Source organism: Micromonospora sp. PRAS1, assembly GCF_059553435.1.
In genome coordinates this window covers 14,753-40,549 of sequence record NZ_JCANNB010000020.1, presented here as the reverse complement: position 1 = coordinate 40,549, position 25,797 = coordinate 14,753, and the positions used below count along the sequence as shown (strand labels likewise).

At 71.8% G+C, this 25,797-nt stretch carries 23 protein-coding genes and 3 pseudogenes; 17 read left to right on the top strand and 9 right to left on the bottom strand.

What is annotated here, in order from left to right; genetic code table 11:
- Positions 1-140: 140 nt before the first annotated feature.
- The 5 genes and pseudogenes from lepB (AC507J_RS19440) (at position 141) to AC507J_RS19420 (ending at position 3,331) form a co-directional block, all read left to right on the top strand.
- Positions 141-1,015: pseudogene (lepB, locus tag AC507J_RS19440) on the top strand (signal peptidase I).
- Positions 1,016-1,024: 9 nt separating this feature from the next.
- Positions 1,025-1,660 carry a signal peptidase I gene (lepB, locus tag AC507J_RS19435; protein ID WP_496290595.1) on the top strand — a complete coding sequence of 212 codons (636 nt, stop codon included), beginning with the start codon at positions 1,025-1,027 and terminating at the stop codon, positions 1,658-1,660.
- Positions 1,661-1,713: 53 nt separating this feature from the next.
- Positions 1,714-2,202 (top strand): NUDIX hydrolase, encoded by a 489-nt coding sequence (locus AC507J_RS19430; protein WP_496290594.1) that lies wholly within the window; start codon positions 1,714-1,716, stop codon positions 2,200-2,202.
- A complete protein-coding gene (locus tag AC507J_RS19425; RefSeq protein ID WP_496290593.1) occupies positions 2,196-3,008 on the top strand; it encodes a ribonuclease HII in 813 nt (270 codons plus the stop codon). The genes AC507J_RS19430 and AC507J_RS19425 overlap by 7 nt, the downstream gene beginning before the upstream one ends.
- Positions 3,005-3,331: a DUF2469 domain-containing protein gene (locus AC507J_RS19420; RefSeq protein WP_496290592.1), complete on the top strand. Its 327-nt coding sequence runs from the start codon at positions 3,005-3,007 to the stop codon at positions 3,329-3,331. Before AC507J_RS19425 ends, AC507J_RS19420 begins: the two co-directional genes overlap by 4 nt.
- An 86-nt stretch (positions 3,332-3,417) precedes the next feature.
- On the opposite strand, the gene AC507J_RS19415 is transcribed toward AC507J_RS19420, so the two are convergent.
- Positions 3,418-4,044, bottom strand: a complete 627-nt coding sequence (locus AC507J_RS19415; protein ID WP_496290591.1) for a methyltransferase domain-containing protein — start codon at positions 4,042-4,044, stop codon at positions 3,418-3,420.
- Between the two features lie 132 nt (positions 4,045-4,176).
- On the opposite strand from AC507J_RS19415, the pseudogene AC507J_RS19410 reads away from it, so the two are divergent.
- Positions 4,177-4,728, top strand: a pseudogene (locus AC507J_RS19410) (murein hydrolase activator EnvC family protein); the annotation flags it as partial.
- Between the two features lie 58 nt (positions 4,729-4,786).
- On the opposite strand, the gene AC507J_RS19405 reads toward AC507J_RS19410, so the two are convergent.
- Complete coding sequence (locus tag AC507J_RS19405) at positions 4,787-5,965, bottom strand: aminotransferase class V-fold PLP-dependent enzyme (protein WP_496290590.1); 1,179 nt, start codon at positions 5,963-5,965, stop codon at positions 4,787-4,789.
- A gap of 80 nt (positions 5,966-6,045) precedes the next feature.
- Positions 6,046-7,146, bottom strand: a complete 1,101-nt coding sequence (locus AC507J_RS19400) for a tyrosine recombinase XerC (protein WP_496290649.1) — start codon at positions 7,144-7,146, stop codon at positions 6,046-6,048.
- A gap of 355 nt (positions 7,147-7,501) precedes the next feature.
- On the opposite strand from AC507J_RS19400, the gene AC507J_RS19395 reads away from it, so the two are divergent.
- The gene (locus AC507J_RS19395; protein WP_496290589.1) at positions 7,502-7,702 is read left to right on the top strand and encodes a hypothetical protein; all 201 of its coding nucleotides are present in this window, start codon (positions 7,502-7,504) and stop codon (positions 7,700-7,702) included.
- Positions 7,703-7,845: 143 nt separating this feature from the next.
- Here the strand turns inward: AC507J_RS19395 and AC507J_RS19390 are convergent, their stop codons facing one another.
- Genes AC507J_RS19390 through AC507J_RS19380 form a run of 3 tightly spaced genes read right to left on the bottom strand, consistent with a single transcriptional unit; the run spans position 7,846 to position 10,894 of the window.
- Entirely contained in the window at positions 7,846-9,021 is a 1,176-nt protein-coding gene (locus AC507J_RS19390) for a DNA-processing protein DprA (RefSeq protein WP_496290588.1), read from the bottom strand.
- A complete protein-coding gene (locus AC507J_RS19385; protein ID WP_496290587.1) occupies positions 9,018-10,535 on the bottom strand; it encodes a YifB family Mg chelatase-like AAA ATPase in 1,518 nt (505 codons plus the stop codon). The genes AC507J_RS19390 and AC507J_RS19385 overlap by 4 nt, the downstream gene beginning before the upstream one ends.
- Positions 10,535-10,894, bottom strand: coding sequence for a YraN family protein (locus AC507J_RS19380; protein ID WP_496290586.1), 360 nt, complete (start codon positions 10,892-10,894; stop codon positions 10,535-10,537). Before AC507J_RS19380 ends, AC507J_RS19385 begins: the two co-directional genes overlap by 1 nt.
- 211 nt (positions 10,895-11,105) lie before the next feature.
- On the opposite strand from AC507J_RS19380, the gene AC507J_RS19375 reads away from it, so the two are divergent.
- The 8 genes from AC507J_RS19375 to AC507J_RS19340 all read left to right on the top strand — a co-directional run bounded on the left by AC507J_RS19375 (position 11,106) and on the right by AC507J_RS19340 (position 20,590).
- Complete coding sequence (locus AC507J_RS19375; RefSeq protein WP_496290585.1) at positions 11,106-12,170, top strand: hypothetical protein; 1,065 nt, start codon at positions 11,106-11,108, stop codon at positions 12,168-12,170.
- Positions 12,171-13,028: 858 nt separating this feature from the next.
- On the top strand, positions 13,029-13,901 hold the full coding sequence (gene rpsB, locus AC507J_RS19370; protein WP_496290584.1) for a 30S ribosomal protein S2: 873 nt from the start codon (positions 13,029-13,031) through the stop codon (positions 13,899-13,901).
- A 126-nt stretch (positions 13,902-14,027) separates the two neighbouring features.
- Positions 14,028-14,855 carry a translation elongation factor Ts gene (tsf, locus tag AC507J_RS19365; protein WP_496290583.1) on the top strand — a complete coding sequence of 276 codons (828 nt, stop codon included), beginning with the start codon at positions 14,028-14,030 and terminating at the stop codon, positions 14,853-14,855.
- Positions 14,856-15,008: 153 nt separating this feature from the next.
- Positions 15,009-15,776: a UMP kinase gene (pyrH, locus tag AC507J_RS19360; protein WP_496290582.1), complete on the top strand. Its 768-nt coding sequence runs from the start codon at positions 15,009-15,011 to the stop codon at positions 15,774-15,776.
- A 74-nt stretch (positions 15,777-15,850) separates the two neighbouring features.
- Positions 15,851-16,408 (top strand): ribosome recycling factor, encoded by a 558-nt coding sequence (gene frr / locus AC507J_RS19355; protein WP_496290581.1) that lies wholly within the window; start codon positions 15,851-15,853, stop codon positions 16,406-16,408.
- Positions 16,409-16,711: 303 nt separating this feature from the next.
- Positions 16,712-17,989 carry a phosphatidate cytidylyltransferase gene (locus tag AC507J_RS19350; protein WP_496290580.1) on the top strand — a complete coding sequence of 426 codons (1,278 nt, stop codon included), beginning with the start codon at positions 16,712-16,714 and terminating at the stop codon, positions 17,987-17,989.
- Positions 17,990-18,093: 104 nt separating this feature from the next.
- A complete protein-coding gene (gene rlmN, locus AC507J_RS19345; RefSeq protein ID WP_496290579.1) occupies positions 18,094-19,245 on the top strand; it encodes a dual-specificity RNA methyltransferase RlmN in 1,152 nt (383 codons plus the stop codon).
- A gap of 31 nt (positions 19,246-19,276) precedes the next feature.
- The gene (locus tag AC507J_RS19340; protein WP_496290578.1) at positions 19,277-20,590 is read left to right on the top strand and encodes a DivIVA domain-containing protein; all 1,314 of its coding nucleotides are present in this window, start codon (positions 19,277-19,279) and stop codon (positions 20,588-20,590) included.
- 103 nt (positions 20,591-20,693) lie between these two features.
- Here the strand turns inward: AC507J_RS19340 and AC507J_RS19335 are convergent, their stop codons facing one another.
- Positions 20,694-20,915, bottom strand: a complete 222-nt coding sequence (locus AC507J_RS19335) for a DUF2631 domain-containing protein (protein WP_496290577.1) — start codon at positions 20,913-20,915, stop codon at positions 20,694-20,696.
- A 258-nt stretch (positions 20,916-21,173) separates the two neighbouring features.
- Here AC507J_RS19335 and AC507J_RS19330 point away from each other — a divergent pair, with 258 nt between their 5' ends.
- Positions 21,174-22,766 carry a Rieske 2Fe-2S domain-containing protein gene (locus AC507J_RS19330; protein WP_496290576.1) on the top strand — a complete coding sequence of 531 codons (1,593 nt, stop codon included), beginning with the start codon at positions 21,174-21,176 and terminating at the stop codon, positions 22,764-22,766.
- A gap of 27 nt (positions 22,767-22,793) precedes the next feature.
- Here AC507J_RS19330 and AC507J_RS19325 read toward each other — a convergent pair whose 3' ends face one another.
- Positions 22,794-24,416, bottom strand: a complete 1,623-nt coding sequence (locus AC507J_RS19325) for a phytoene desaturase family protein (protein ID WP_496290575.1) — start codon at positions 24,414-24,416, stop codon at positions 22,794-22,796.
- Between the two features lie 107 nt (positions 24,417-24,523).
- On the opposite strand from AC507J_RS19325, the pseudogene AC507J_RS19320 reads away from it, so the two are divergent.
- Positions 24,524-24,860: pseudogene (locus AC507J_RS19320) on the top strand (alkaline phosphatase PhoX); the annotation flags it as partial.
- Here AC507J_RS19320 and AC507J_RS19315 read toward each other — a convergent pair.
- The gene (locus AC507J_RS19315; protein ID WP_496290574.1) at positions 24,830-25,681 is read right to left on the bottom strand and encodes a YhjD/YihY/BrkB family envelope integrity protein; all 852 of its coding nucleotides are present in this window, start codon (positions 25,679-25,681) and stop codon (positions 24,830-24,832) included. The pseudogene AC507J_RS19320 and the gene AC507J_RS19315 sit on opposite strands and share 31 nt — an antisense overlap.
- Positions 25,682-25,797: the final 116 nt, after the last annotated feature.

The window sequence follows — 25,797 nt, the reverse complement described above, 5'->3', positions numbered from 1 at the left end:
CGGCCAGATCGCACTACCCTGGTCGTACGGGCGCAGCGCGGCGGTGACCCGCCTTGCGTGGCGGGTGACCTCCACTACCGCCCGGGAAGTCTCGACGAGACTGCCGGGCGGTAGTCGTTTCTGCGGACCGGGGAGTGGGCGTGGTACGGACGCTTGACGACGACGGTGCGGTCGATCCGTGGCGCCGACGCACCCGGCGGAGCCGGCCCCAGATGCCGTTGTGGCAGGAGTTGCCGCTGCTCCTGATCGTGGCCTTCTGCCTCGCCGTGCTGATCCGCACGTTCCTGCTCCAGGCCTTCTTCATCCCCTCCGGGTCGATGGAGGACACCCTGCTCGTCGGCGACCGGGTCATCGTCAACAAGGTCGTCTACACCATGCGGGACCCGCAGCGGGGCGAGGTGGTGGTCTTCCGTGGCACCGACCAGTGGGTTCCGCAGGTCGACGCGGAACCGCCGACGAGTTTCGCGGACAAGCTCGGGCGCACCGTCGGCGACCTGGTCGGCTACAGCCGCCCCGGCGAGAAGGACTTCATCAAGCGGGTAATCGCGCTGCCCGGCGACCGGGTCAGCTGCTGCGACGACCAGGGGCGGGTGCTTGTCAACGGCACGCCGCTGGACGAGTCGTCGTACGTCCTGCGGGACTCGCCGCTGGACCTGGCGCCGAACCCGGAGGAGTGCCGGTCGCGGCGGTTCGAGGAGATAGTGATCCCGCCCGGTCAGATCTTCGTGCTCGGTGACCACCGGCTGGTCTCGCAGGACGCGCGCTGCCAGGGCCCGGTGCCCATCGACAACGTGGTGGGACGGGCGTTCGCGGTGGTCTGGCCCTCCAGCCGCTGGCATTCCCTGCCGATTCCCGACACGTTCAGCAGCGTCGCTCCGCCGGCCGCCACCACCGCCGGTGCCGCCCCGCCGGTGCGCCCCACGCCCGCCGGAGGTGTCGTCCTGCTTCTCCCGATTGCAGCCACGCTATCCGTTCTCGCGCGTTCCAGGCAGTGGTCCGGATCCGGGCAACGTAGGCTCCTTCCGTGATTGACGAGCAGACCGACAAGTCGCGCCACTCCTTCTGGAAGGAACTACCCATCCTGCTCGGGGTGGCGATCCTGGTCGCGGTGCTGGTGCGCGCCTTCGTACTGCAGACCTTCTTCATCCCCTCGCCGTCCATGGAGAACACTCTCAAGATCGACGATCGGGTGCTGGTCAACAAGCTGGTCTACAACTTCCGGTCGCCGCACCGGGGTGAGGTGATCGTCTTCAAGGCGCCCATGGAGTGGAGCGGCAACCCGGCGGGCGAGGACTTCATCAAACGGGTGATCGGCATCGGCGGTGACCGGGTGGTCTGCTGTGACGAGCAGGACCGACTGGTGATCAACGGGGTGCCCCTGGACGAGCCGTACATCTTCTCCTTCGACGGGCAGCAGGACAAGCCGGCGGACCAGGAGTTCGACGTCGTCGTGCCGTCGGGCCGGCTCTGGGTGATGGGGGATCACCGCTCCGCCTCCGGCGACTCGCTGGAGCATTACCAGCAGTCGGGGCAGAACATCACCTCGGCCACCATCCCGGAGTCGGAGGTCGTGGGCCGCGCCTTCACGATCTTCTGGCCGATCAATCGGGCCACCCTGCTGAGCGTGCCCGAGCAGTTCGAGGCGATTCCCACGCCCTGACCGGGGTCACCCGGGGCGTGGGCGTTGTCGGCGGCGTCTGGCAGGCTGGTGCGGTGACGGTCCACACCCCGAGGCGCGCCGCCCGCGTGCTCCTGGTCGACGCGGCCGGTCGGTTGCTGCTCTTCCGTGGCTTCGACCCGGCTCGTCCCGAGGGTGGGCGGTGGTGGTTCACCCCGGGTGGGGGCCTGGATCCGGGCGAGACGTACGCCGAGTGCGCCGCCCGCGAACTGGCTGAGGAGACCGGATTGCAACTGACGGTGGCCGAGATCGGCGAGCCGGTCCACGCCGACGTGACGGAGTTCTCCTTCGACCGGGTGTGGTACCGACAGGAACAGCAGTTCTTCCTGGTTAGGGTGGCCAGCCACGAGGTCGACACGGCCGGGTTCAGCGAGGTGGAGCGGGGCAGCGTGGACGGCCATCGCTGGTGGTCGGCACGGGAGTTGACCACCACCGGCGAGCGCTGCTACCCGACCGACCTGGCGGCGGTGTTGGCCGACGCGCTGACGCGGTCGGCGCTGCGGAAGGTCGGCCCGGCGTGCTGACTCCGCCGCGCACTGTGGTACGCCGCGAGGCCGGGCTCTACGCGCTGGAGCGGGCCCTGCAACGGCGCGGCTTCCGGTTCGTCGCCGGTGCAGACGAGGCCGGTCGGGGCGCCTGCGCCGGGCCGCTGGTGGCCGCCGCCGCGGTGCTGCCGGAGGGACGGCGTGGCGAGATCGACGGGCTGGCCGACTCCAAGCTGCTCACCCCGGCGAACCGGGAGCGGGTGTACGACGAGGTCGTGGCGCGTGCGCTGGCGTACGCGGTGGTGGTCATCCCGGCCGAGGAGGTCGATGCCCGGGGGCTGCACGTGTGCAACCTGGCGGCGATGCGCCGGGCCCTGGCGTCGCTCACCGTCCGGCCGGAGTACGTACTCACCGACGGCTTCGGCGTCGACGGCCTGGAGGTGCCCGGGTTGGCGGTGTGGAAGGGCGACCGGGTGGCGGCCTGCGTGGCGGCGGCGAGCGTGCTGGCCAAGGTGACCCGAGACCGGATCATGGTGGAACTGGACGCCGCACATCCCGGCTACGGCTTCGCCGAGCACAAGGGGTACATCACCGCCGAGCACACCGCGGCACTACGTGATCGCGGTCCGTGTCGGGAACACCGGTTCTCCTACGTCAATGTCGCAGCCGTCACCGGCCTCGACAGCCGTCCACCGCGCTCGCGCCGACCGCTGGGCGCAAGCCGGGACGAGCCGATGGAGCGTTCAGACGCCGTAGGGGGTACCGTCGGCGTGGCGTTGGGCGAGCAGCCTCGGCCCCCGGCGCCGGTGGGGGAAGATGTGGTCATGGAAGGCGGAGTGGGATGAGCGCGGAAGATCTCGAAAAGTACGAGACAGAGATGGAGCTCCAGCTCTACCGGGAGTACCGCGACATCGTCCGCCAGTTCTCCTACGTGGTGGAGACCGAGCGGCGGTTCTACCTGGCCAATCAGGTCGACCTGCACGTGCGCAACTCCGACGGCGAGGTCTACTTCGAGGTCGAGATGCACGACGCCTGGGTCTGGGATATGTACCGCCCCGCCCGGTTTGTCAAGAATGTCCGGGTGATGACGTTCAAGGACGTCAACGTCGAGGAGTTGGAAAAGCCGGACATTTCCCTGCCCGCCGACTCCGGTTTCGGCGGCGGCTGAGCTCCGTACCCCCTCGGCGCCCGCACCTCGGCGGACCCCCACCCGCCACGCCGTGTCCACATTGCTGCGCTCCGTCCGCAGGAGTGTCAGACGAACTCGAACATCGCCACTCCGGCCGGCAGCGGTCGTGGCGTACCGAGAAACCGGTGCACTCCCACGCCGACCTGCTCCGCCGGGGTGCTCACCGCGACCGGCTCGAACCCTTCCGCTGCGAACCAGTCGCAGATCGTCGGAACCAGGTCGGGTTCCTCCCGGTGCCGGGTCCAGAAGACGGCCCCACCGGTGGCGCAGAGCGACGCGCAGTGGCCCACCACGGCCCGCACGTCGGCGTCGGAGATGTTGCCGAAGACGCCGCAGACCAAGACCAGATCGGCCGGTGCCAGCCCGGCGTACGCATCGGTGCGGGCCGCGTCACCGAGCACCACCTCGACGCCGGAGAGCCCGGCCTCCGCAGCCGCTGCGCGGGCCAGCTCGGCGTTTCGGCTGTCGAGTTCGACCAACCGCGCCGTCACGTCGCCGCCGCGCGGGTGGGTCGCCAGCACCGGGATCAGGTCACGTCCCTGCCCGGCGCAGAGACTGACCGCCCGCAGCGGCCCGGGTGACGCCCGATCCAGCTCGTCGGCGATCCGGCTGCGTAGTTCCGCCAACCTGCGCGACAACGCGGACGCCGGATCTGCGTAGTGGTCGTGCCAGGCATACCAGTCGCGGGTCATGCGACCGAGCCTAGAAGAATCGCCATAACAGATCACTTCGATTCGCGCGGGCTGTCCACAGAGCGCTCCGCTGTCCACAGTTCAGTGGGACAGGGCAGCGAAGAGGCATGGCGGTCGATCAGGCTGGCCGGCATGTCGCCCTGCCTCCGCTCGCGTCGCATCCTTCTGCTGTGTTGCGCCCTGGTCATACCGCTCGTCGTGCCGGCTGTCGCCGCAGCGCAGCTGGCATCGCCGGAGTCAACGCCGCCGACTGGCGAACCGGCGAGGGCCGCCGGTCCGTTCCGCTGGCCGGTGGACGGTGCCCCGCAGCCGGTACGCCGGTTCGATCCACCGCCCCGCCCATGGCTCTCCGGTCACCGGGGAGTCGACCTGTCGGTCGCGACCGGCGCGACGATCCGGGCGACCGGTGCCGGCACAGTCCTCTTCGCCGGCCCGGTCGCCGGCCGACCGGTGATCTCCGTGGGCCACGCCGACGGATTTCGGACCACCTACGAGCCGGTCCAGCCGTCGGTCCCGGTCGGCGCGGCGGTGTCGGCGGGGTCCGTCCTGGGGCACCTGCTGCCCGGCCATTCGGGCTGCCCGGAGGCCGCCTGCCTGCACTGGGGACTGCGCCGCGAGGATGACTACCATGACCCGCTGGCCCTGCTCGGTCTCGGCCGGGCGCGCCTGCTACCCCTCGACGGCACCGGCACCTCCGCGCCGTCGGCCCGGCTCATCCGGGCGGCAGCGGTGGCGCCCCGGGTCAGCGTTGGGCGAGCAGCGCGGGCAGTCGGGCGGCGAGCCGTTCGTACTCCTCCGGCGAGTTGTAGACCTGCCCGCAGAGCCGGAGCCAGCCGCGCTCGTTCCAGGACATCACCGCGACCTGGGTGGCGAGCCGCTCGGCGATCCGGGCCTGCAGCGCCCGCGCCGAGTCGATACTGGTGGCCAGGCCCGCCGGCAACGGGATGATCCGCATGGCGACCGCGGGTCCGCCGGGGTCCGGCAAATCGGTCGGTGGCACGCCGAGCGCGTCCCCCACCACCCGCTGACCGTACGCGGCCAGGGCCGCGTTGTGCGCGCGTACCCGGTCGACGCCGAGGCCGCGCAGCGCGTACAGCCCCACCGGCGCGCTGAGCCAGGCGGTGTAGTCCGCCGTCGCCTGCCACTCCATCCGGCCGGGAAAGCCCGCCTCCTGTTCCCAGGAGACCACCAACGGCTCGATCCGCTCCCGCCACGCCTCGGCGACAACGAGTACGGCGGTGCCCCGTGCCGCGTACCCCCACTTGTGCAGGTTGCCCACCCAGAAGTCGGCGCCGATGCTCTGCACCGTCGCCGGCAGCATGCCGGGCGCGTGCGCGGCGTCAACCAGCACCGACACCCCGTGCTCCCGGGCCACCCCGACGATGGCGGCGGCCGGGAGCAACCATGCCGTGGCCGAGGTGAGCTGGTCGACGACGAGCAGCCGGGTGCGCCCGGGCCGCAGGCCGGCGCGCACGATCTGCACGACCTCCTCGGCCGTGGCGCCGAGCGGCAGCCGCAGCACCCGGTGGGTCGCGCCGGTCCGGCGGCACTCCCGCTGGACGGAGAACCCGACCGCGCCGTAGCCGTGGTCGGTGGTGAGCACCTCGTCGCCGGGGCGTAGCCCGAGCGACTGGAGCACCACCGCCACCCCGGTCGTCGCGTTTGTGGTCAGCGCCGTGCCGTCCGGGTCGGCACCGAGGAAACCGGCCAGATGCCGGCGGGTATGGGTGATCCGGTCGACAAGTCCCTGGGTGAAGAAGCGCAGCGGGTCGGCTTCCATCTCGTCGCGCAACCGCTGCTGGGCCCGCTGTACGACGATCGGCACCGCGCCGAACGCGCCGTGGTTGAGATGGCTCACCGCCGGATCGAGCGAGAAGAGCAGCCGGGCGCCCGCGATCGGCTCGGGCGGCACAATGCTCACCGGATGATCGTAGCGCCGTGCGTGATCGCCTCGCGTCTGTCGGCAGCTTCGGCCGGGGCGGCCTGCGGGTTCCGCCGCGGTCAGGCGCGGGGATGTGCCTGCTGGTAGGCGGCCCGCAGCCGATCCATCGAGACATGGGTGTAGACCTGCGTGCTGGCCAGCGAGGAGTGGCCGAGCAACTCCTGCACCGCCCGCAGGTCCGCACCGCCTTCGAGCAGGTGGGTGGCGGCCGAGTGGCGTAGCGCGTGCGGGCTGACCCGGGGCAGGCCGGCGGCGTCCGCGTACCCGCCGACGATCCGGCGGGCGGTCGTCGGATGCAGCCGACCGCCCCGGGCGCCGAGCAGTAGCGCGTCGCGGGATCCCGGGACCGCCAACACCGGCCGCCCCCGCCGCAGCCAGTCGTCGATCGCCCGCTGGGCCGGCAGGCCGTACGGCACCGTCCGTTCCCGGCCGCCCTTGCCGCGTACCCGCACCACCCGCCGACCGTGGTCGACGTCCGCCACGTCGATCCCGCACGCCTCGCTGACCCGTACCCCGGTGCCGTAGAGCAGTTCCAGCAGTGCCCGGTCACGCAGCAGCACGGCCTCGGCGGCGTCGGCCTCGGCCCGGCCGGTGTCCTCGGATGGGTACAGACGATCGGTGCGCTCGTCTGGTTCCGGGCCGTCGGTGGCGTCGGGTGATCTGGTCCGAAGGGCGGCGTCGGATGGTCTGGTTCGGTCGGCGGCGCCCGGTGACCTGGCTTGGTCGGCGGCGTCGGGTGGTCCGGGGCGGGCGGTCGGGGCGCGGGACGGTGCCTCGACGAGCAGCGCGGCCTGGTCGGCGCGGAGCACGGTGGGCAGCGTGCGCTGCGGACGGGGACTGGCCAGCGTGGCGGCGACGTCGGTGGGCAGCAGCCCGCTGCGATGCGCCCAGGCGCTGAATGTGCGTGCCGTCGCCGCTCGTCGGGCCAGCGAGGTGCGGGCCGCGCCCATCGTGCGTTGCCTCGCCAACCAGCTGCGTACCGTGTCGAGGCTCAGCTCGGACACCTGGTTGCAGCCCATTCGCTGGGCATGGTTCAGCAGGGACACCAGATCGGCGACGTACGCGCGCACGGTGTGGGCCGAGCGGTTGCGTACCCCGGCGAGGTGGCGGGCGAACTCGTCCACCGTGTCCCGCAGCGGTGCCGGCAGCGCCGCGTGCATGGCCTGCGTGCCGCGGGAGCTGGTCTGCGTGCTGCGGGCCCCGGCTTGTGTGCTGCGGGCGCTCGGCTCCTGCCCATCGATACCTCGCACGAACCCAGCCTACGGCCGTTGCCGGCCGCCGGTCCCGCTCCGGATGTCACAGCCGGTTGGCGCTGGGCTGGCCGGGATGGTTGTACTACTCCAGTCGGGTCTCTGCCCACGTCAGCGATGGACATCCGGCCGGCTGGCCTGGCACGGTCACGGCTTGGGGGGCAGCGAAGCGGTTCGGCCGGTTGGCGGCCAGGCGGCGGGACTTTGACCACGCCGATGGCCCAGCTCAGCATGTCGCACCCGTCGTCGCGGCACTCTGGTGGCCATGTCCGACATCGCCGACATGCTCGCCGGTGTGTCGCGTACCAGGGCCACCGAGATCACGAATCGCGCGACCTTCCCCGCTCCCCTGGACACGGTGGCTAGCGGCAAGGTGCGGGTCTGGGAGCGCGCGGCGGTGGAGGCATGGATCAGGACCTACCGGCCCCACCAGGCCCGGGACGCCGCATCCGATGAGGAGAGCTGAGCGGCCAGGAGAGCAGACGCAGCACAGCCCGGACCACGCGGTCCGGGCCGTTGCTCTCAGGCTCAAGGTTTCTTCGCGACGTTCCCTCAGCCGGCTCGAGACGTAGCGGAGGCTGGTCCCGGCGTCCGCACCGTACGGGGCGGTCACCGTGCAGCCGGTCGAGCTGCCAGGAGGTAGCCGTCGGCACGGCGTACCACCAGGGCCAGCTCCTCCAACATGGACATCTTGCGCAGCACCGTCCGGATCGGCAGGCCGGCCCGCGCGGCGACGGCCTCCACGTCGACAGTGCCGCGCCGGGGCATCGCCTCCACGATCGCCCTCGCATCGTCGTCGAGCAGGTCGGTGGGCCGATCCGGGCCGCGCGGCACCGGGGCGAACTCGCCGATCCGGCCGACCTCCTCCAGCACCTGGTCGAGGTCGGTCACCAGCCGCGTCGCCGGCTCCTCGCGCAGCATCTCGTGGGCGCCGACGGACATCGCCGAGGTGACCGGACCGGGCACCACCATCGCCGGTCGGCGTAGCGCGATGGCCCGCCGGGTGGTCTGGGTCGCTCCGCTGCGGGCCGCCGCCTCGACCAGTACCGTGCCCTTCGTGCCCGCCGCGATCACCCGGTTGCGGATGAGGAACCGCGGGCGCAGTGGCTCTGCCCCCGGCGGCCACTCGCTGACCAGGAGACCGGTGTCCGCGATGCGGTCGAACAACGCGGTGTTGCCCATCGGATAGGGGCGGTCCAGACCGCAGGCGAGCACGGCGACGGTCCGGCCACCGGCGTTCAGGGCACCACGATGCGCGGCGGCGTCGATGCCGAAGGCACCGCCGGAGACCACCGTCCAGTCCCGATCGGCCAGGCCGTAACCCAGACCCGTCGCGACATGCACGCCGTACGCCGTGGCGGCCCGCGCGCCCACCACCGCCACGGAACGCTCCAACGCCTCGGCCAGCGGCCAGGGTCCGCGTACCCAGAAACAGAGCGGCGGTGCGGTCTCCCGGTCGACCCGGCGGCGGGCGTCGGGCAGGTGCAGCGTGCGTAGTTGCTCCACCGTCACGGGCCACTCCTCGTCGCCGGGGATGACGACGCGGGCACTGAGCCGGTCGCAGTGTTTCAGCGCCTCGGCCGCCATCGCCCGGGCGTCCCCGGCTCCGCTGCGCGCCGCCACGCTGTCGCGCAGCCCTTCGTGTGGCGCCCCGCCGTCGAGCAACAGGTCCAGTGCCGCTACCGGTCCGAGCTGGTCGACCAGCCCGTGCACCGACCGGGTGCCGGGCTCCGTCAACCAGGTCAACGCCACCCGGGCCAGCACCGACTCCTCGCGCGTACTCATGTGCCCTCTCCCGTTCTCAGTTGGATGGCCTCGGCGACGTCGACCCGGTCGGGGCGGGCCCGTCCGTCCAGGTCGGCGATCGTCCAGGCGAGCCGGATGACCCGGTCGAATCCGCGCGCGGAGAGCGAACCGGCGTCGAGCCGCGAGCGCAGCTCGGCAGTGTCCCGGGCCGGTAGCCGCCACGGTGGCCGGCGTAGGTTCGGGCCGGGTATCTCGGCGTTGAGGTGGTGCCCCCAGGCGGCCCATCGGGTGGCCGCCGCCGTGCGCGCGCCGGCCACCCGCGCGGCGACGACCGTGGACGACTCGGTGGCGGCGGACTCCATCAGGTCGGCCGCGCGCACCGGTGGCAGGCGGACCTGAAGGTCGATCCGGTCGAGCAGCGGGCCCGAGAGCCGGCCGAGGTAACGGCGTCGGGTCAGCGGGGGACACTCGCAGCGGTCGTCGCCGGCCGGGTTGGCGCAGGGGCAGGGGTTGGCCGCGATCACCAGCTGGGCGCGGGCAGGATATTCGGCACCGCCTCGGCTGCGGGCCAACCGCACCCGGCCGTTCTCCAACGGCTGCCGCAGCGCCTCCAGGGCCGCCTTGCTGAACTCGGGCGCCTCGTCAAGAAAGAGCACCCCGCGATGGGCGAGGGAGACCGCGCCGGGCCGGGCCAGGCCCGCGCCACCGCCGACGATGGACGGCACGGTCGCGGTGTGGTGCGGCGCCTGGAACGGAGGTCGACGGAGCAGCCCGCTACCCGCAGGCAGCTGCCCGGCGATCGAGTGCAGCGCCGTCACCTCCAACGCGGCCTCGTCGTCCAGCGGCGGCAGGATCGACGGCAGGCGCTCGGCGAGCATGGTCTTGCCGGCTCCGGGCGGCCCGATCAGCGCCAGATGGTGCCCACCGGCGGCGGCGACCTCCAGGGCCCGTCGACCGAGCGGTTGGCCGGCGACCTCGGCCAGATCGGGACCGCTGTCGGCCGGGGGTGGAGCAGCGGCCGGCGGTTCGACAAGCGGGTCGCCGTCGCGGACAAAGCCGATTAGCCGGTGCAGGCTGTCCACTCCGCGTACCCGTAGCCCGGGCACGACCGCCGCCTCGGCGGTGTTGCCGGTCGGCACGATCACCCGCTCGACGCCGGCCCTCGCGGCCGCGGCGACCATTGGCAGTACGCCCCGTATCGGCCGCACCGTGCCGTCCAGACCCAGCTCGCCGAGGATCACCACGCCGTCCAGCGGTGCCAGCGGCAGCTCACCGGACCCGCCGAGCAACGCCACCGCGATCGCCAGATCGAACGCCGACCCGAACTTGGGCAGGGTGGCCGGTAGCAGGTTGAGAGTTATCCGCCGGTTCGGCCAGCGCTGGCCGGAGTTGACCACCGCGGCGCGGACCCGGTCCCGGGCCTCGTGCAGGGCGGTGTCGGGTAGCCCGGAGATGACCACCCCGGGCAGGCCGGGCGCGAGATCGGCCTCCACCTCCACCAGATGGCCGGTCATTCCGACCAGCCCGACGCAGAGCACCCGCGCGTAGCTCATCAGAACGCCCCTCTGAGATGCTCGACGCGGGCCCGGCCGGTGCCGGGCACCAGGACCGAGATGACGTCGAAGCGGATCTCGTCGGCGCTGGTGCCGGTCGCGGACAACCATTCGGCCGCGAGGCGGCGCAGGCGGCGGGCCTTGCTCCGGATCACCGCCTCGCTGGGGGTGCCGAAGGCCATGGTGCGCCGCGTCTTCACCTCGCAGAAGGCCAGCACCGGGCCGTCCCAGGCGATGATGTCGATCTCTCCCGACGAGCAACGCCAGTTTCGGGCCACCGGGCGCAGCCCTGCCTCGATGAGGTGTCGGACGGCGCACCGTTCCCCGTACCCGCCGACGGCCTGGTTCCGCTTGGTCATGACGGCACCCTGCTCGCGTCGGCCGGTTTTTGGCGACCCCGTCGGTGCGATCTGTGGACAACGGAGGGTGTTGTGGACAACCGGACGATCATGCCCTCGTTGTGCTATGGCGATCGAATTCGGTTCTTACTCTCCGTACCGGGTCGAAATGACTGCACCGCCTCTGGCCAGCGCAGGGGCCGGATGGCGCTTGGTTGATCGGTCGCATACGGTGCCGGGCGTGGACGGACGACGCAGCTTTGCCGACGATCAGGAATCGCGCTGGTACCCGGGTGACCGCGGTGGGTACGGCGACCCGGACTGGCGCGGTGCGGCGGAGGCGCGCTACCGCGACGACGAGTCGAGAAGCGCCGCCGAGCCGGGGACCGGGCCCGACCCCTCCGCGGTCGCCCCCGGCCCGAGCACCCCCGCCGACCCGCGGGTCACGTCCGATTCCTGGGCCGCGTTCGACTCTCGGGCTGATGACGACGATCGGTACGGGTCGGCACGCCGCTTCGGCGGTGCGGACCCGTTGGGGGACGCCCCGGCGGAGACCGAGCGCTACCGGGCATCGCGCATGCGACGTCCCGAATGGGTGGATCCGGAGGTTTCCGGCGAGTTGCCGGCCGATCGACCCGGTCGCCGCGCCGTCCCCGAGCCGAGCCCCGCCGATGCGGACCCGCTGGCAACCGAGGCCACCCGGTCGGCGCTGCTCGCGGGTTACCCGATCGTCGAGGCGAGGCGGGGCCCGGAGCCGACCAACCCGGTGCAGCGGGCTCCGGAGCCGCCGGGCTCGATCCAGCGGGCTCCGGAGCCGGCCAACCCGGTGGAGCGGGGCCCGGAGTCGGCGAATCCGCTGGAGCAGCCGACCGGACCGATGCCGGCGGTCGCCCTCCGGGCCGACCTGCAGGTGGGGGAGAGCGGACCGCAGGCCGGCGCCGTCGAGGGCGGGCACCCGGCATTCGGTACGCAGGCGAGCCTGCCCGCCGGCGACGGGGTCTACCGCAGCCGGCGGCCGGTTCTCGCCGTACTCTGTGCCGTGCTGGTCGTGATCTTCGAGGTGCCGGCGCTCCTGGTGCTGCTGCACGGGGTGACCGCGGATCCGGTGTCCGCCGCCGACGTGCTGGCGGGCACGTTCCTGGCCTGCGGCTTGCCGATCTTCGCAGCCGGCCTGTACGGGTTGCGGACCACCGGATTCTCGCTGACCGACGGGGCACGCGGCTGGCTGCGTCCGCCGACCGCGTACCTGACCGTCGGACTGGCGCTCTTCCTGGCTGCCGCCCTCGCCACCGGCTGAGCAAACCCCGGCTGCCTGCCCGGCCGGCTGCCTGCCTGCCCGGCCGGGGTCCCTGCGCGGCCGGCTGCCTGCCTGCCCGGCTGCCTGCCTGCCCGGCTGCCTGCCTGCGCGGCGAGGTCCTCTGCGCGGCCGGGGTCTCCGGCGCGGCCGGGCTTCCTGCCTGCGCGGCCGGCTTCCTGCCTGCCCGGCCGGGGTCCCTGCGCGGCCGGCTGCCTGCGCGGCGAGGTCCTCTGCGCGGCCGGGGTCTCCGGCGTGGCCGGGTTTCCTGCGCGGCCGGCTGCCTGCGCGGCGAGGTCCTCTGCGCGGCCGGGCTTCCTGCGCGGCCGGGGTCCCTGCGCGGCCAGCTGCCTGGCTGGCCCGGTGCCTTCTCGGCCGGGGTCCCCTGCGCGGCTGCCTGCTCGGCCGAGGTCCCTGCCCGGCCGGAGTGGGTGCCTGCGCGGCCGCGGTCCCCTGCGTGGCCCGGTGCTTGCCCGGTCGGGTGCCTGCCCGGCCTGGGTGCTCACCCTCTGTGTGCCGGCCCTCTGTGTGTCGACCGTGCGTGTGCTGCCGGACCGGTGCGGGCGTGCGTGTGCGCGCGTGCGGCTGTGCGGGCGGGGCCGTGAATGTTAATAGGGGGCCCTTCCTCTACATCAGGCGTTAATAAGGGGCCCTTCCTTACACCTCAGCTGGGGCGCGTACACTGGTCGACTGGCGACCGCCTCGTGCGGTCGACCTCGCGTGCCCTCCTCACGAGTCGTCGTGCGGCGGCGGCCTCCCTGGTCTCGATCTTGGTCGGGCCCACCATGGCCGGTGACCGGGCACCAGGCCGCCCGGCCGCCGGCTGGGCGGGACAACCAGGGATCACAAGGAGTACGAAACATGGCCGTCGTGACCATGCGTCAGCTGCTGGAGAGCGGTGTTCACTTCGGGCACCAGACCCGGCGCTGGAACCCGAAGATGAAGCGCTTCATCTTCACCGAGCGTAACGGCATCTACATCATCGACCTGCGCCAGACTCTCGACTACATCGAGAAGGCGTACGAGTTCGTGCGCAACACGGTGGCCGAGGGCGGCAGCATCCTCTTCGTCGGCACCAAGAAGCAGGCCCAGGAGGCGATCGCCGAGCAGGCGACCCGGGTCGGCCAGCCGTACGTCAACCACCGCTGGCTCGGCGGCATGCTTACCAACTTCCAGACGGTGTACAAGCGGCTCCAGCGGATGAAGGAGCTGGAGGCGCTGGGTGACCTGAGCGGCACCGCCGCCGGTTACACCAAGAAGGAGACCCTCCAGCTGTCCCGCGAGAAGATCAAGCTGACCCGCACCCTGGGTGGCCTCCGGGACATGCAGAAGCTGCCGGCCGCGGTCTGGGTGGTCGACACCAAGAAGGAGCACATCGCGGTCGACGAGGCCCGCAAGCTGGGCATTCCGGTGATCGCCGTGCTCGACACCAACTGCGACCCGGACGAGGTCGACTTCCCGATTCCGGGTAACGACGACGCGATCCGTTCGGCCGAGCTGCTGACCAAGGTCGTCGCCGCCGCCGTCGCCGACGGTCTGATCGCCCGGTCCGGCCGTCGCCGGGGCGGGGATGAGAAGCCGGAGGCGGGCGTCGCCACCGACGAGCCGCTGGCCGAGTGGGAGCGCGAGCTGCTCGAGGAGCCCAAGAAGGCCGATGAGCAGCAGCCGGCGGCCGAGCAGCAGCCAGCCGAGCAGCAGCCGGCCGAGCAGCCGGCCGCCGTCTCCGGGCAGTGACCCCGCCGCCGCCCGGCCACCGTCAGCGACGGTGGCCGGGCGGCCAGGCCGGGCAGGAACTTCCCGGATCCGGGTAACCGGCACCTCAGACCATCCCACCGCAATCTCAACACCGAAGAGAGAGCCATGTCCCAGATCACCGCGGCGGACGTCAAGAAGCTCCGCGACCTGACCGGCGCCGGCATGATGGACAGCAAGAAGGCCCTGACCGAGGCCGAGGGCGACTTCGACAAGGCCGTCGAGATCCTGCGCGTCAAGGGCGCCAAGGACGTCGGCAAGCGGGCCGGTCGGACCGCCGCCAACGGCCTGATCGCGCACTCCGGCCAGGCCCTGCTCGAGCTCAACTGCGAGACCGACTTCGTCGCGAAGAACGACGCTTTCATCGCGCTGGCGCAGCAGTTGGTCGAGCACGGTGAGCGCTCCGGCGTGAGCAACGCCGAGGAACTGCTGGCCAGCGAGATCGACGGCCGTCCGGTCGCCGACCTGATCCAGGAGCAGTCCGCGAAGATCGGCGAGAAGCTGGTGCTGAACCGCTTCGCCAAGCTGGACGGCACCGTCGCGGTCTACCTGCACCGTAAGGCCCAGGACCTGCCCCCGGCGGTCGGCGTGCTGGTGCAGTACAGCGGCAAGACCGACGAGGCGGGCGACGCCGACGCGCGCGGCACGGCCATGCAGATCGCCGCGATGCGTCCGCAGTACCTCACCCGCGACGAGGTGCCGGCCGAGGTCGTCGAGTCCGAGCGGCGCATCGCCGAGCAGACCGCCCGCGAGGAGAACAAGCCGGAGGCGGCGCTGCCGAAGATCGTCGAGGGTCGGGTGAACTCCTTCTTCAAGGACTTCGTCCTGCTGGAGCAGTCGTCGGTCACCGACAACAAGAAGACGGTGAAGCAGGTGCTGGCGGAGGCCGGCATCGAGGTCACCCGCTTCGTGCGGTTCGAGGTCGGCCAGGCCTGAGGCCGCCGACCGGGCGCGCCGCGCCCGTGGGCTGAGCAACGACACGACGAGGAGGCCGCCGGTGTACGCGACAGACACCGCGGCCTCCTCGTCCCATAAGGTCTGCAAGGGCAGGTACGCACCCGGGCGCACCGGTGGGGGAAGGACGGGCGGATGACGCAGGTTGTGAGGGACCGGACGGTGGCGGCGGATGATCCGACGGCACCGCCGCCGGGCCGGGCGCGCCGGGTGGTGCTGAAGCTCTCCGGCGAGGTGTTCGGCGGCGGCGCGATCGGTGTCGACCCGGATGTCGTCCAGGCCATCGCCCGCCAGATCGCCACCGTGGTGCGCCGCGGGGTCCAGGTTTCCGTGGTGGTCGGCGGCGGCAACTTCTTCCGCGGCGCGGAACTGCAGAAGCGGGGCATGGACCGGGCTCGGGCGGACTACATGGGCATGCTCGGCACGGTGATGAACTGCCTCGCCCTCCAGGATTTCCTGGAGAAGGAGGGCATCGAGACCCGGGTGCAGAGCGCCATCACGATGGCCCAGGTCGCCGAGCCGTACATCCCGCTGCGGGCGATCCGGCACCTGGAGAAGGGCCGTGTGGTCATCTTCGGCGCCGGAGCGGGGATGCCGTACTTCTCCACCGACACGGTGGCCGCCCAGCGCGCGTTGGAGATCCACGCGGACGTGGTGCTGATGAGCAAGAACGGCGTGGACGGCGTCTACACGGCCGATCCGCGGATCGACCCGACCGCCAGCAAGTTCGACTCGATCACCTTCTCCGAGGTGCTGCGTCGCAACCTCCGGGTCGCCGACGCGGCCGCCTTCAGCCTCTGCATGGAGAACGGCCTGCCGATGCTGGTCTTCGGCGCGCAGGGCGAGGACACCATCGTCCGGGCGGTGGGCGGCGAGCAGATCGGCACGCTGATCACCACCTGAGTCGACCGCCGATCTCGGCGGTTCCGGCGACCCGACAAGCCCACGACAAGCACAAGAAGGAGGCGAGGAGAGCGGTGATCGACGACACCCTCCTCGAGGCCGAGGAGAAGATGGAGCGTGCGGTCGAGCACGCCAAGGAGGAGTTCGGGGCCATCCGCACCGGTCGCGCCACTCCGGCCATGTTCTCCAAGATCATTATCGACTACTACGGCACTCCCACGCCGCTTACCCAGATGGCGTCGGTGGGCATCCCCGAGCCGCGGATGGCCATCATCAAGCCGTACGACAACTCGCAGATCAACGCCATGGAGAAGGCGATCCGCGACTCGGACCTCGGGGTCAACCCGAACAACGAGGGCAACCAGCTGCGCATCCTGCTTCCGCAGATGACCGAGGAGCGCCGCCGCGACATGATCAAAGTCGCCCGCCACAAGGGCGAGGAGGCCAAGGTCGCGATCCGTAACATCCGGCGCAAGGGCAAGGAAGAGCTGGACCGGATGGTGAAGGACGGCGAGGTCGGCGAGGACGACGGTCGCCGCGCGGAGCGGGAGCTTGACGACCTGACCCAGCGCTACGTCGCGCACGTCGACGAGCTGGTCAAGCACAAGGAAGCCGAACTCCTGGAGGTCTGAGCCTCTCCGCCCGTCCTGCGCTTCCCGCGACATTGATCATGAGGTTGTCGTCGCCGTCGGCGTGGCGTGGCGACAACTTCATGGTCGACGTCGCGCGGGTCGTGCACGGAGGCCGGGGCTGCTGCGTCCTGCCCGGTGGGGAGGTGCAGTAGGCTCGGCACGATTCCCGGCGACCCGGCGGTGAACGGTGGGAATCGGCCAGCCGACGGACCGGCAAATCAGACGGAGCGCCTCGCGCGGGTAGGGGATGGTAGTGGCTGTGCGTCAAGCGGTGGACCTCGTACCACTCTCGTTTGGTGCGTGATGTCCCACCTCGACCCCTACGGTGGCGCCGAGGCTCGCGGCTGGGATCGGCCGGAGCGCCAGGTGTCGCTGCCCTGGCCGGAGCCGGACCTCGAACCCGGTCCGTGGGACCGCGACCCGCGCGCCGCCGCCGAGCTGTACGCCGATCCGCGTAACCAGCCCCGCCCCCGTGACCTGCCCGACCGGCGCCCGGGCGGCATGAACGGGCGCCGGGACCTGGACCACGAAGATGCGCCGACGGCGCAGTTCGCGCCGGTGCGCGCGGGTGCCGGCCTCGATCACGAGGAGGCGCCCACCGCGCAGTTTCCGCCGGTGCCTGCCGGGGCGGGCCCGGAGCGGGAGGAGGCGCCGGTGCGCGCTGCCGACGAGCCGGAGCCCGACGAGCAACCGGCGCCGGGCAAGCGCCATCGCGGTCGGCGCCGCGCCGGTGCCGGCCGGCCCGCCGGCCCGCAGAAGTCGTCCAGCCGGGCCGGCCGCAATCTCCCCGCGGCCATCTCGGTCGGGGTGTGTCTGGGCGCCGCGGTCCTGCTGCCACTGTTCCTCTACACGCCGGCCTTCCTACTGGTGCTCGCCGCTGCCTTCGGCATCGGCATCTGGGAGATGTCCCGCGCGGTGCGGCGCAGCGGCGCCCAGGTGCCGCTGGTGCCGCTGATCGCCGGCGGGGTGCTCACGGTCACCATGGCCTGGTTCGCCGGCCCGGATGCGCTCCTGCTCGGGCTGCTCGTCACGGTTGCCGGCACGATGGTCTGGCGGCTCGGCGACGGCACCGCCGACTTCCGGCGGGACATGACCGCGGCCACGCTTATCGCGGTGTACGTCCCCTTCCTCGGCGGCTTCGCCGCACTGCTCGCCTCCAGCCCGGGCGACGGGGACCTGCGGGTGCTGGTGACCCTCGTCGCCGTGGTGCTCTCCGACACCGGCGGGTACGCGGCCGGTGCCAACTTCGGCAAGCACCCGATGGCCCCGGCGATCAGCCCCAAGAAGTCCTGGGAGGGGTTCGCCGGCTCGGTCACCGCTGCGGCGTCGGGCAGCGCTCTGCTGCTCTGGCTGCTGTTCGACGTGGCCCCCTGGTGGGGTGCCGTCTTCGGAATGGCGATCTCGGTCGCCGCGGTCCTCGGTGACCTGGCCGAGTCCATGATCAAACGTGATCTCGGCGTGAAGGACATGAGTAATCTGCTGCCCGGTCACGGTGGTCTGATGGACCGGCTCGACTCGGTGCTGTTCGCCGTGCCCACCGCGTACCTGCTGCTCGTGGTCTTCGTGCCGGCGGTGAGCTGAGCCATGGATCACGCTGGCGGCGCCGGCTCACGAGGGCGAGGGGAACGGATTCGCCCGTCGCGGACGGGTACGTTCCGTGTCCGGCGTGCCAGACTGGACGAGCCATGACGAGCCTGCCCCTGATTCCGGTCGACCCGGACGCGCCCGGCGCGCGCCGGGCGGCAATGCCCCCGCAACACCTCGCCGATCTCGACCTGGCCGGCCGAAAAGCCCTGGTCACCGGGTTGGGTGAGCCCGCGTTCCGCGCCCAGCAGGTCTCCACCCACTACTTCGGCCGGCTGGTTCGCGACCCGGCCCGGATGACCGACCTGCCGGCGGCGTCCCGGGATCGGCTGGCCGACCAGCTGCTGCCCCGACTGCTCACCCCGGTACGGGAGTTGGCCTGCGACGACGGGGCGACGCGCAAGGCGCTCTGGCGGCTGCACGACGGGTCGATGGTGGAGAGCGTGCTGATGGGCTACCCGGACCGGGTCACCGTCTGCATCTCCAGCCAGGCCGGGTGCGGGATGGCCTGTCCGTTCTGCGCGACCGGTCAGGCGGGGCTGACCCGTAACCTCTCCACCGCCGAGATCGTCGACCAGGCGGTCTACCTGGCCGGGGTGGCCGCCTCCGGCGCGGTGGCCGGGTCGCCGCCGAGGCTGTCACACGTGGTCTTCATGGGCATGGGTGAGCCGCTGGCGAACTACAACCGGGTGCTGGCGGCGATCCGCCGGCTGGTCGCGCCGGCACCGGAGGGACTCGGTCTGTCGCAGCGACACATCACCGTTTCCACGGTCGGGCTGGTGCCGGCCATCCACCGACTGGCCAGCGAAGACCTCTCGGTGACCCTTGCGTTGTCGCTGCACGCGCCCGATGATGAGCTGCGCGACGAACTTGTGCCGGTCAACCAGCGCTGGAAGGTGTCCGAGGTGCTGGACGCGGCGTGGGCCTACGCGGCTCGCACGGGGCGTCGCGTGTCGATCGAATACGCGATGATCAAGGACGTGAACGACCAGCCGTGGCGAGCCGATCTGCTCGGGCGGCTACTGGCCGGCAAGCTGGCCCACGTGAACCTGATCCCGCTCAACCCGACTCCGGGCAGTCGTTGGGACGCCAGCCCGAAGCCGGTCGAGCGGGAGTTCGTCCGGCGGTTGCGCGATGCCGGGGTGTCCACCACGGTGCGGGACACCCGAGGCCGCGAGATCGACGGAGCGTGTGGGCAGCTGGCCGCCGCGGAGGACAGAGGCACCGACCCGGCCGGGGAGATGTCGGCTTGACCGGGCGTGGCGAACGAGACCAGGAGACATAGTGGCGAGTCAGGGTCAGCGTTTCCGGCGTAAGGCGCTCCGCCGGGGATACAAGGTTGACGAGGTGGACGCCTTCCTGGACCGGGTCGAGGCGACCCTCGCCGGCCAGCCCGTCGGAGCCCCGGTGGCCTCCCAGGAGGTCCACGACGTCGTCTTCCGGGTCCGTTTCAACGGCTACGACGAGTGGCAGGTCGACCTGCACCTTGACCGGGTCGAACGGCAGCTGGCTGAGTTGGAGGAGCGGGGCGCGGGCCGCCCCGGTGGAGACTCTCGACTGGGCCCGCCTGACCGGATGGGCCCGCCTGACCGGATGGGTCCGCCCGACCGGATGGGCCCGCCCGGGCGCGAGGACCGCGGCATGTCGCCGGTGCCGCAGCCGCCGATGCCACCCCGGTCGATGCCGGCGCAGGCCGGTCCGCCGTACGGCCGCTACGACGAGCCGACCGGTGCGTTCGCCGGCGGATACGACGCACCCCGGGGTGGCTACGACGCGCCGCGTGGCCATGCCGCCCCGATGGGGCCGCCCGGCGCTCCGGTGGGCCACGGCGGCCCGCCGTCGCGCGGCCTCCCCGCCGGTCCCGGTGGCTACGGTCCGCCGGACGGTCCCGCCGGTCCCGGTGGTTACGGTCCGCCGGACGGTCCCGGTGGTTACGGTCACCCGGAGGGTCCCGGTGGTTACGGTCCGCCGGACCGGTCCGGTGGTTACGGCCCCCAGGACGGGCCCGGTGGTTACGGTCCGCCGGACCGGTCCGGCGGCTACGGCCCCCCGGACGGACCGGGCGGCTATGGTTCCCAGGACGGTCCCGGTGGTTACGGTCCACCGGACGGGCCGGGCGGTTACGGTCCACCCGACGAGCAGCGCTTCGATGGCTTCGAGGCGGGCCGGCGTGGCCGTGCCGACATGACCGCGGAGATCCGGCTGCCGGACCGGCGCGGTCCGGCGGGGCCGCCTGGCCTGCCGCAGCAGGCGCTCGGTGGCTCGTCGATGGCCGGGCCGCCGATGGCGGGTCCGCCGGCGATGGCCGGGCCGTCCGTGGGTGGGCCGCCGATGGCCGGCCCGCCCGGCAGCGACCTCTACCGGGTGGACCAGATCCGGCGCAGTTTCCAGGTACGCCGGTTCGGCAGCGGGTACGACCCGGACCAGGTGGACCGCTTCTTCGAGAGCCTGCTCGGCGGGATGGCCGGGCGTAACCCGATGCCGGTCAATCCGAAGGACCTGGACACGCTGCGCTTCGGGCTGGTGCAGGGCGGTTACTTCGAGGCCGAGGTCGACGCCGCGTTGAAGAACGTCCAGGACATCCTCTTCGGCCGCTGAGCGAAGCCGACATCCGGCCGCTGCCCGACGACGCGCGAGGGCCCGCTCCCGGAACCGGGGGCGGGCCCTCCTCGCGCTTGTCGGACGATGGTGCTCGGCTGGATCAGGATCGCAGCCCGTTGCGGCGCAGCACCACGTCGCCGATCACGATGAGCAGCAGGAGCACGGCCACGCCGATCAGCCAAAGGTCCTCGACCCTGCCCTCGTGGTTGCCGCAGAGCATCGCCAGCATCGCGAGCGCGGTGACGACCGCGCCGATCCGCCCGGCCTTGCGATGCCCAGGCTTGTGCTGGTCTGGCGACGTTACCGGCTCGCTTCCTGCCACTGTCGGTCCTTCCCTCGCGATCGGATCTCCGGTTAGTCTGGCACGCCCCGTACCGGCCCTAACGCAGGGTCCGGCCGATAGCGGGAGACCGACGCCCGGCCGGCGGAATCGGACGGGCCGGTCGAGCTCTGAGCCCCCGGGCCGGTTGACCTGTTCGGGCGGGCCGGAGGGGACTACCGGCGTCGCGGAACGGCGACCACACTGCCTCCGGTAGCGTTCTGGCGTACGCCTTGATTGTCTTGATGAGGGGGAACTGCGGTGCGAGTGACCGGTACCGGGCACGCGAGCATGCGGATCGACACGGCTGCGGGCAGCATCCTCTGCGACCCGTGGGTGAACCCGGCCTACTTCGCGTCCTGGTTCCCGTTCCCGGACAATTCCCAGCTCGACTGGGAGGCGCTCGGCGACGTCGACTACCTCTACGTCTCCCACCTGCACCGGGACCACTTCGACGCGGCCCACCTGAAGCGGTACGTGTCCAAGAAGGCGACCGTGCTGCTGCCCGAGTTCCCCACCTCGGAGATGGAGGACGAGTTCCGCGAGCTGGGCTTCACGAAGTTCCTGAAGACCCGCAACGAGGAGGTCTTCGAGCTGGACGGCGGCCTGAAGATCATGATCCAGGCGTTGACCAGCCCGACCGACGGCCCGATCGGTGACTCCTCGCTCTGGGTGGAGTACGACGGCGTCCGGCTGCTCAACCAGAACGACGCCCGCCCGACCGACCTGAGCGCCTTCGCCGAGCTGGGCCACGTGCACGCGCACCTGCTCCAGTTCTCCGGTGCGATCTGGTACCCGATGGTCTACGAGCTGCCGCAGGCGGCGAAGACCGCGTTCGGCAAGCAGAAGCGCGACCGGCAGTTCGACCGTACCTGGCGCTACATCGACGACCTGAAGGCCGACCACGTCTTCCCGATCGCCGGCCCGCCCTGTTTCCTCGACGACGAGCTGTGGCAGTTCAACGACATCTTCGGCGACGAGGGGAACATCTTCCCCGACCAGTCGGTCTTCCTGGCCGAGTACGCCAAGGTCGGCGGGACCAACGGCATCGTGCTGCTGCCCGGCAGCGTCGCCGAGGTCACCACCTCCGGGGCGACGACGACCCACCCGCAGCCGGTGGAGGAGTTCTTCGCCAACAAGGTCGCGCACCTGGAGGAGATGCGCGAGCGCAAGCGGCCGATCATCGAGGCGGAGAAGGCGTCCTGGCGGCACCCCGAGATCGACGTGCTCAAGGAGCTGAAGCGGCGGATCGAGCCGCTGCTCGACGAGTCGATCTACCTGGCCAAGGGCGTCGGCGGTCCGGTCCGCTTCGACCTGGTCGGCACTGACAGCTCAGGCGGCGAGACCGTTGAATCGATAGTGGTGGACTTCCCGGGCAAGCAGGTGCGGCCGTACGCCGACGAGAAGGTGCGTTACCGGTTCCGGACCGAGCGGGCGCTTGTGGAGCACCTGCTGTACATCGGTGAGGTGGACTGGGTCAACTCGCTCTTCCTCTCCTGCCGCTTCTCGGCGGCCCGGATCGGGCAGTACAACGAGTTCGTGTACGCCTTCTTCAAGTGCCTCTCCACCGAGCGCCTCCAGTACGCCGAGGGCTGGTACGACGAGCACGAGCGGGCGGTCGACGCCGAGGACATCACCATCGGCGACTGGACGGTGCAGCGGCGCTGCCCGCACCTGAAGGCGGACCTGAGCCGGTTCGGCATCGTCGAGGGCGACCAGCTCACCTGTCAGCTGCACGGCTGGCGCTTCGACCTGCCCAGCGGCCGCTGCCTCACCAGCGTCGGCCACAAGATCCGCGCGCACCGCGTCGGCGAGGAGACCGCCGTCCCGGAGACCGCCGACAGGTCGAGCTGAGTTCCGGCTGTTAAGAAGGGGCCCTTCCTATACACCAGGCGTTAATAGGGGGCCCTTCCTTAGGTCCTGAAGAATGCGCTGGGCGGCGTTGTGGCCGGCGGCGCCGATGACGCTGCCCGCCGGGTGGCAGCCGGCGCTGCCCGCGTACACGCCGTCGACGCCGGTGGCGTACGGCATCCGGTCGGCGAACGAGACGGTGTTGTCGACGTGGTGGATGTGCCCGCCGGTGATGCCGAAGTGCGCCTCGATGCCGGGTGGGGGCAGTGGTACGGCGTCGGCGATCAGGTCGCCGGTGCCCGGGGCGTACCGTTCGCAGATCGCCACCAGCTGCTCGACGTAGCCGGGCAACGCCGCGTCCCAGTCGGTGTCGGCCAGCTCGTACGGCACCGACTGGACGAAGAGCGCCGACGAGTGGTGCCCGGCCGGGTCGGCCAGCGACGGGTCGACGGTGGTGTGCAGGTACCACTCGATTGTCGGCTCTGCCGGCAGCCGTCCGGCGCGTACGTCGGCCCACATGGCCCGCAGCGCCGCCATCGGTGACTCGGCACCGCCGCCGGTAAGCGAAGCCGAGCCGGGCAGCAGGTGGATGGTCGAGCCGAACGGGCTCGGTGCGCCCGCCGGCAGGCAGGAGAAGCGGGGCAGGCCGCGCAGCGCCAGGTTGAGTTTGAGGGTGGTGCCGGTGCGCCGGACCGCCGCCATCCGCCCGGTCAGCGTGGTCGGCAGCGCCCCGTCGGGCAGCAGCTCCATCAGCCGGTACGGGTCACAGGCGCCGAGCACCACCTCGGCGGCGACCTCGCGCCCGTCGGCGAGCACGACACCGGAGGCCGCGCCGCCGTCGAGGGTGATCGAGGTGACCCGCGCGCCGGTGACGATCCGGGCGCCGGCGGCTCGGGCCGCCTCGGCGAAGGTGCGCGACACCGTGCCCATGCCGCCTTCGGCGATCATCCAGGTGCCGCCCGAGCCGGGCAGCCGGCACATGTTGTGCACCAGGAAGTTGTGCCCGGTGCCCGGGTCGTCCGGCCCGGCGTTGAGCCCGGAGAGCCCGTCGGTGACCGCGTACATGCTGACCAGCAGCTCGGAGCGGAAATCGAAGCGGGCCAGGTAGTCGGCGACCGACCCGCGTACCAGGTCGATGAAGACCTCGCGCAGCGCGGGCCGGAGGTAACGGTCGGCGGTCTGCTCCACTGGCAGCGGCTCGGCCAGCCAGGCCGGGGCGAGGTCCTCGCGCAGCTCGGCCAGCTCGGCCTGCATCGCGTCGTCGGCGGCCACGTCGGCGGGGGAGAAGAACTCGGCGAGCTGCGCGCGGGTGGCCGCGGTGTCGGTGCCGAAGAGCAGGTACGGCGATCCGACGCCGCCCGGGGTGGGCAGGAAGTAGTGCGGGTCCCGGCGCAGCACCGGGATGCGCACGTCGAGCGTGGCGAGCAGTTCCGGGGGCATCAGCCCGAGCAGGTAGGAGCCGGTCGAGTGGCGCAGCTCGGGCACCCTGGGGAACGGGTTCTCGGTGCGGGTGGCCCCGCCGATCACGTCGGCCGCCTCCAGCACCAGCACGTCCAGCCCGGCGCGGGCCAACAGGATCGCCGACACCAAGCCGTTGTGCCCGGACCCGACCACCACCACGTCGACCCTGCCCGGCAACTCACCACCCGTCATCCCCGCACCCTAACCCTCGAATCCCGGATCCGCGGGTGGGTCAAGGTGTCATGTGGGGTTCACGCGGAAGAGGGTTTCCTCGATGCCCGGGCGGGCTTAGCGTCGGGCCGGACGGCAGCCGCAGCGCCGAGGAGCGCACCCGGATGGGTCGGTTCAAGCACGAGGCGGCGGCCTGCGACCCGGAGCGCCGGGTGGTCTACCTGACCGAGGACGAGGGCGACGGCTGTTTCTACCGGTTCGTCCCGGACACCTGGGGCGACCTGCGGACCGGCCGGTTGCAGGCCGTTCCTGCGACTGCCCGGCCAGTCGTCGTCGGAGATCACCGGACCGGCCTTCAGCCCCGACGGCTCGCGCCTCTACTTCTCCTCGCAGCGTGGCACCAGCGGCGACGCCACCGGCTCCGGCGGCATCACCTACGAGGTGACCGGGCCGTTCCGCCGCTGACGCCGCTCCCGCCAACCGGCGAGGGCGAGGGTGGCCGAGTAGCCGGCCAACACGATCACATGGAATAGGTAGAGCCAGAGCAGGACGGCCACCGCGCCACCCACCACGTCCAGGCCGCCGAAGGGCACTCCGAGGTCGAGCGGGAGCGAGGCGAACAGGACGAAACCGTGGAGGAATCCGGAGAGGTTCGCTGCCGTGAACGAGCCGACGCCCAGCGCGGAGAGCCAGTCCGGCGAGGCCGGACCAACCACCCGGAACACCCAGAGCAGCACCGGGGTGAGCACCAGCCACACCGCCAGGAAAGAGAGCACCACCCCGAGCGCGCCCACCCAGCCGCCGCGCCGGACCAGCCCGGTGGTGGTCGGCAGGGCCAGCAGGATCGCCAGCAGCAGGGCCGGGGCGGGGGCGAGCAACGGCAGCAGCAGCAACCGCCCCCGCCAGCCGACCAGGTGTTCGTCGCTGCGGGGCGCCGCGACCGAGACGAACGCCCGGCGCAACCCCTCGCCGTAGAGCGACGCCGGCAGCACCGCGGCCAGCGCCAGCCACGGCGTCAGGTTCACCCCGGCCTCGAACAGGGCGGCCACCGCCGAGGGCGCGCCGATCGCGTCGGGCAGGGCGTTGATGGCGTACCCGACGAGCCGGTGCACCCGCTCCGCGCCGGCCACCAGCGTGGTCAGCCAGATCGCCAGCAGGGCCACCGGCACCACGGCGATCGCCCCGTAGAACGTGATCGCGGCGGCGTGCAGCGACAGGTCCCGACCGCGTACCGGCCGGAAGGCGGCTCGGATTATCCGCCTCGTCCGCTGCCACGCACCACTCATCGCGCTTCATTTCCCCGTCGTCCGCACCGGCAACCGTGCCCCGGCTCACCTGGCCCGGCTCACCCGACCCGGCCAGGTCACCGGGGGTGGCCGCCCGGTCGGAACAGTACGAAGGC

Bases quoted from the DNA above. Each gene is read 5' to 3' on its own strand.
- AC507J_RS19315 (WP_496290574.1), bottom strand. From the start codon at position 25,681: ATGAGTGGTGCGTGGCAGCGGACGAGGCGGATAATCCGAGCCGCCTTC.
- AC507J_RS19420 (WP_496290592.1), top strand. From the start codon at position 3,005: ATGAGCGCGGAAGATCTCGAAAAGTACGAGACAGAGATGGAGCTCCAG.
- AC507J_RS19400 (WP_496290649.1), bottom strand. From the start codon at position 7,146: ATGCACGCGGCGCTGCCGGCACCGCTGCGGGACACGGTGGACGAGTTC.
- rlmN (WP_496290579.1), top strand. From the start codon at position 18,094: ATGACGAGCCTGCCCCTGATTCCGGTCGACCCGGACGCGCCCGGCGCG.
- pyrH (WP_496290582.1), top strand. From the start codon at position 15,009: ATGACGCAGGTTGTGAGGGACCGGACGGTGGCGGCGGATGATCCGACG.
- tsf (WP_496290583.1), top strand. From the start codon at position 14,028: ATGTCCCAGATCACCGCGGCGGACGTCAAGAAGCTCCGCGACCTGACC.
- AC507J_RS19380 (WP_496290586.1), bottom strand. From the start codon at position 10,894: ATGACCAAGCGGAACCAGGCCGTCGGCGGGTACGGGGAACGGTGCGCC.
- AC507J_RS19350 (WP_496290580.1), top strand. From the start codon at position 16,712: ATGTCCCACCTCGACCCCTACGGTGGCGCCGAGGCTCGCGGCTGGGAT.
- rpsB (WP_496290584.1), top strand. From the start codon at position 13,029: ATGGCCGTCGTGACCATGCGTCAGCTGCTGGAGAGCGGTGTTCACTTC.
- AC507J_RS19395 (WP_496290589.1), top strand. From the start codon at position 7,502: ATGTCCGACATCGCCGACATGCTCGCCGGTGTGTCGCGTACCAGGGCC.
- AC507J_RS19390 (WP_496290588.1), bottom strand. From the start codon at position 9,021: ATGAGTACGCGCGAGGAGTCGGTGCTGGCCCGGGTGGCGTTGACCTGG.
- AC507J_RS19415 (WP_496290591.1), bottom strand. From the start codon at position 4,044: ATGACCCGCGACTGGTATGCCTGGCACGACCACTACGCAGATCCGGCG.
- AC507J_RS19325 (WP_496290575.1), bottom strand. From the start codon at position 24,416: ATGACGGGTGGTGAGTTGCCGGGCAGGGTCGACGTGGTGGTGGTCGGG.
- AC507J_RS19385 (WP_496290587.1), bottom strand. From the start codon at position 10,535: ATGAGCTACGCGCGGGTGCTCTGCGTCGGGCTGGTCGGAATGACCGGC.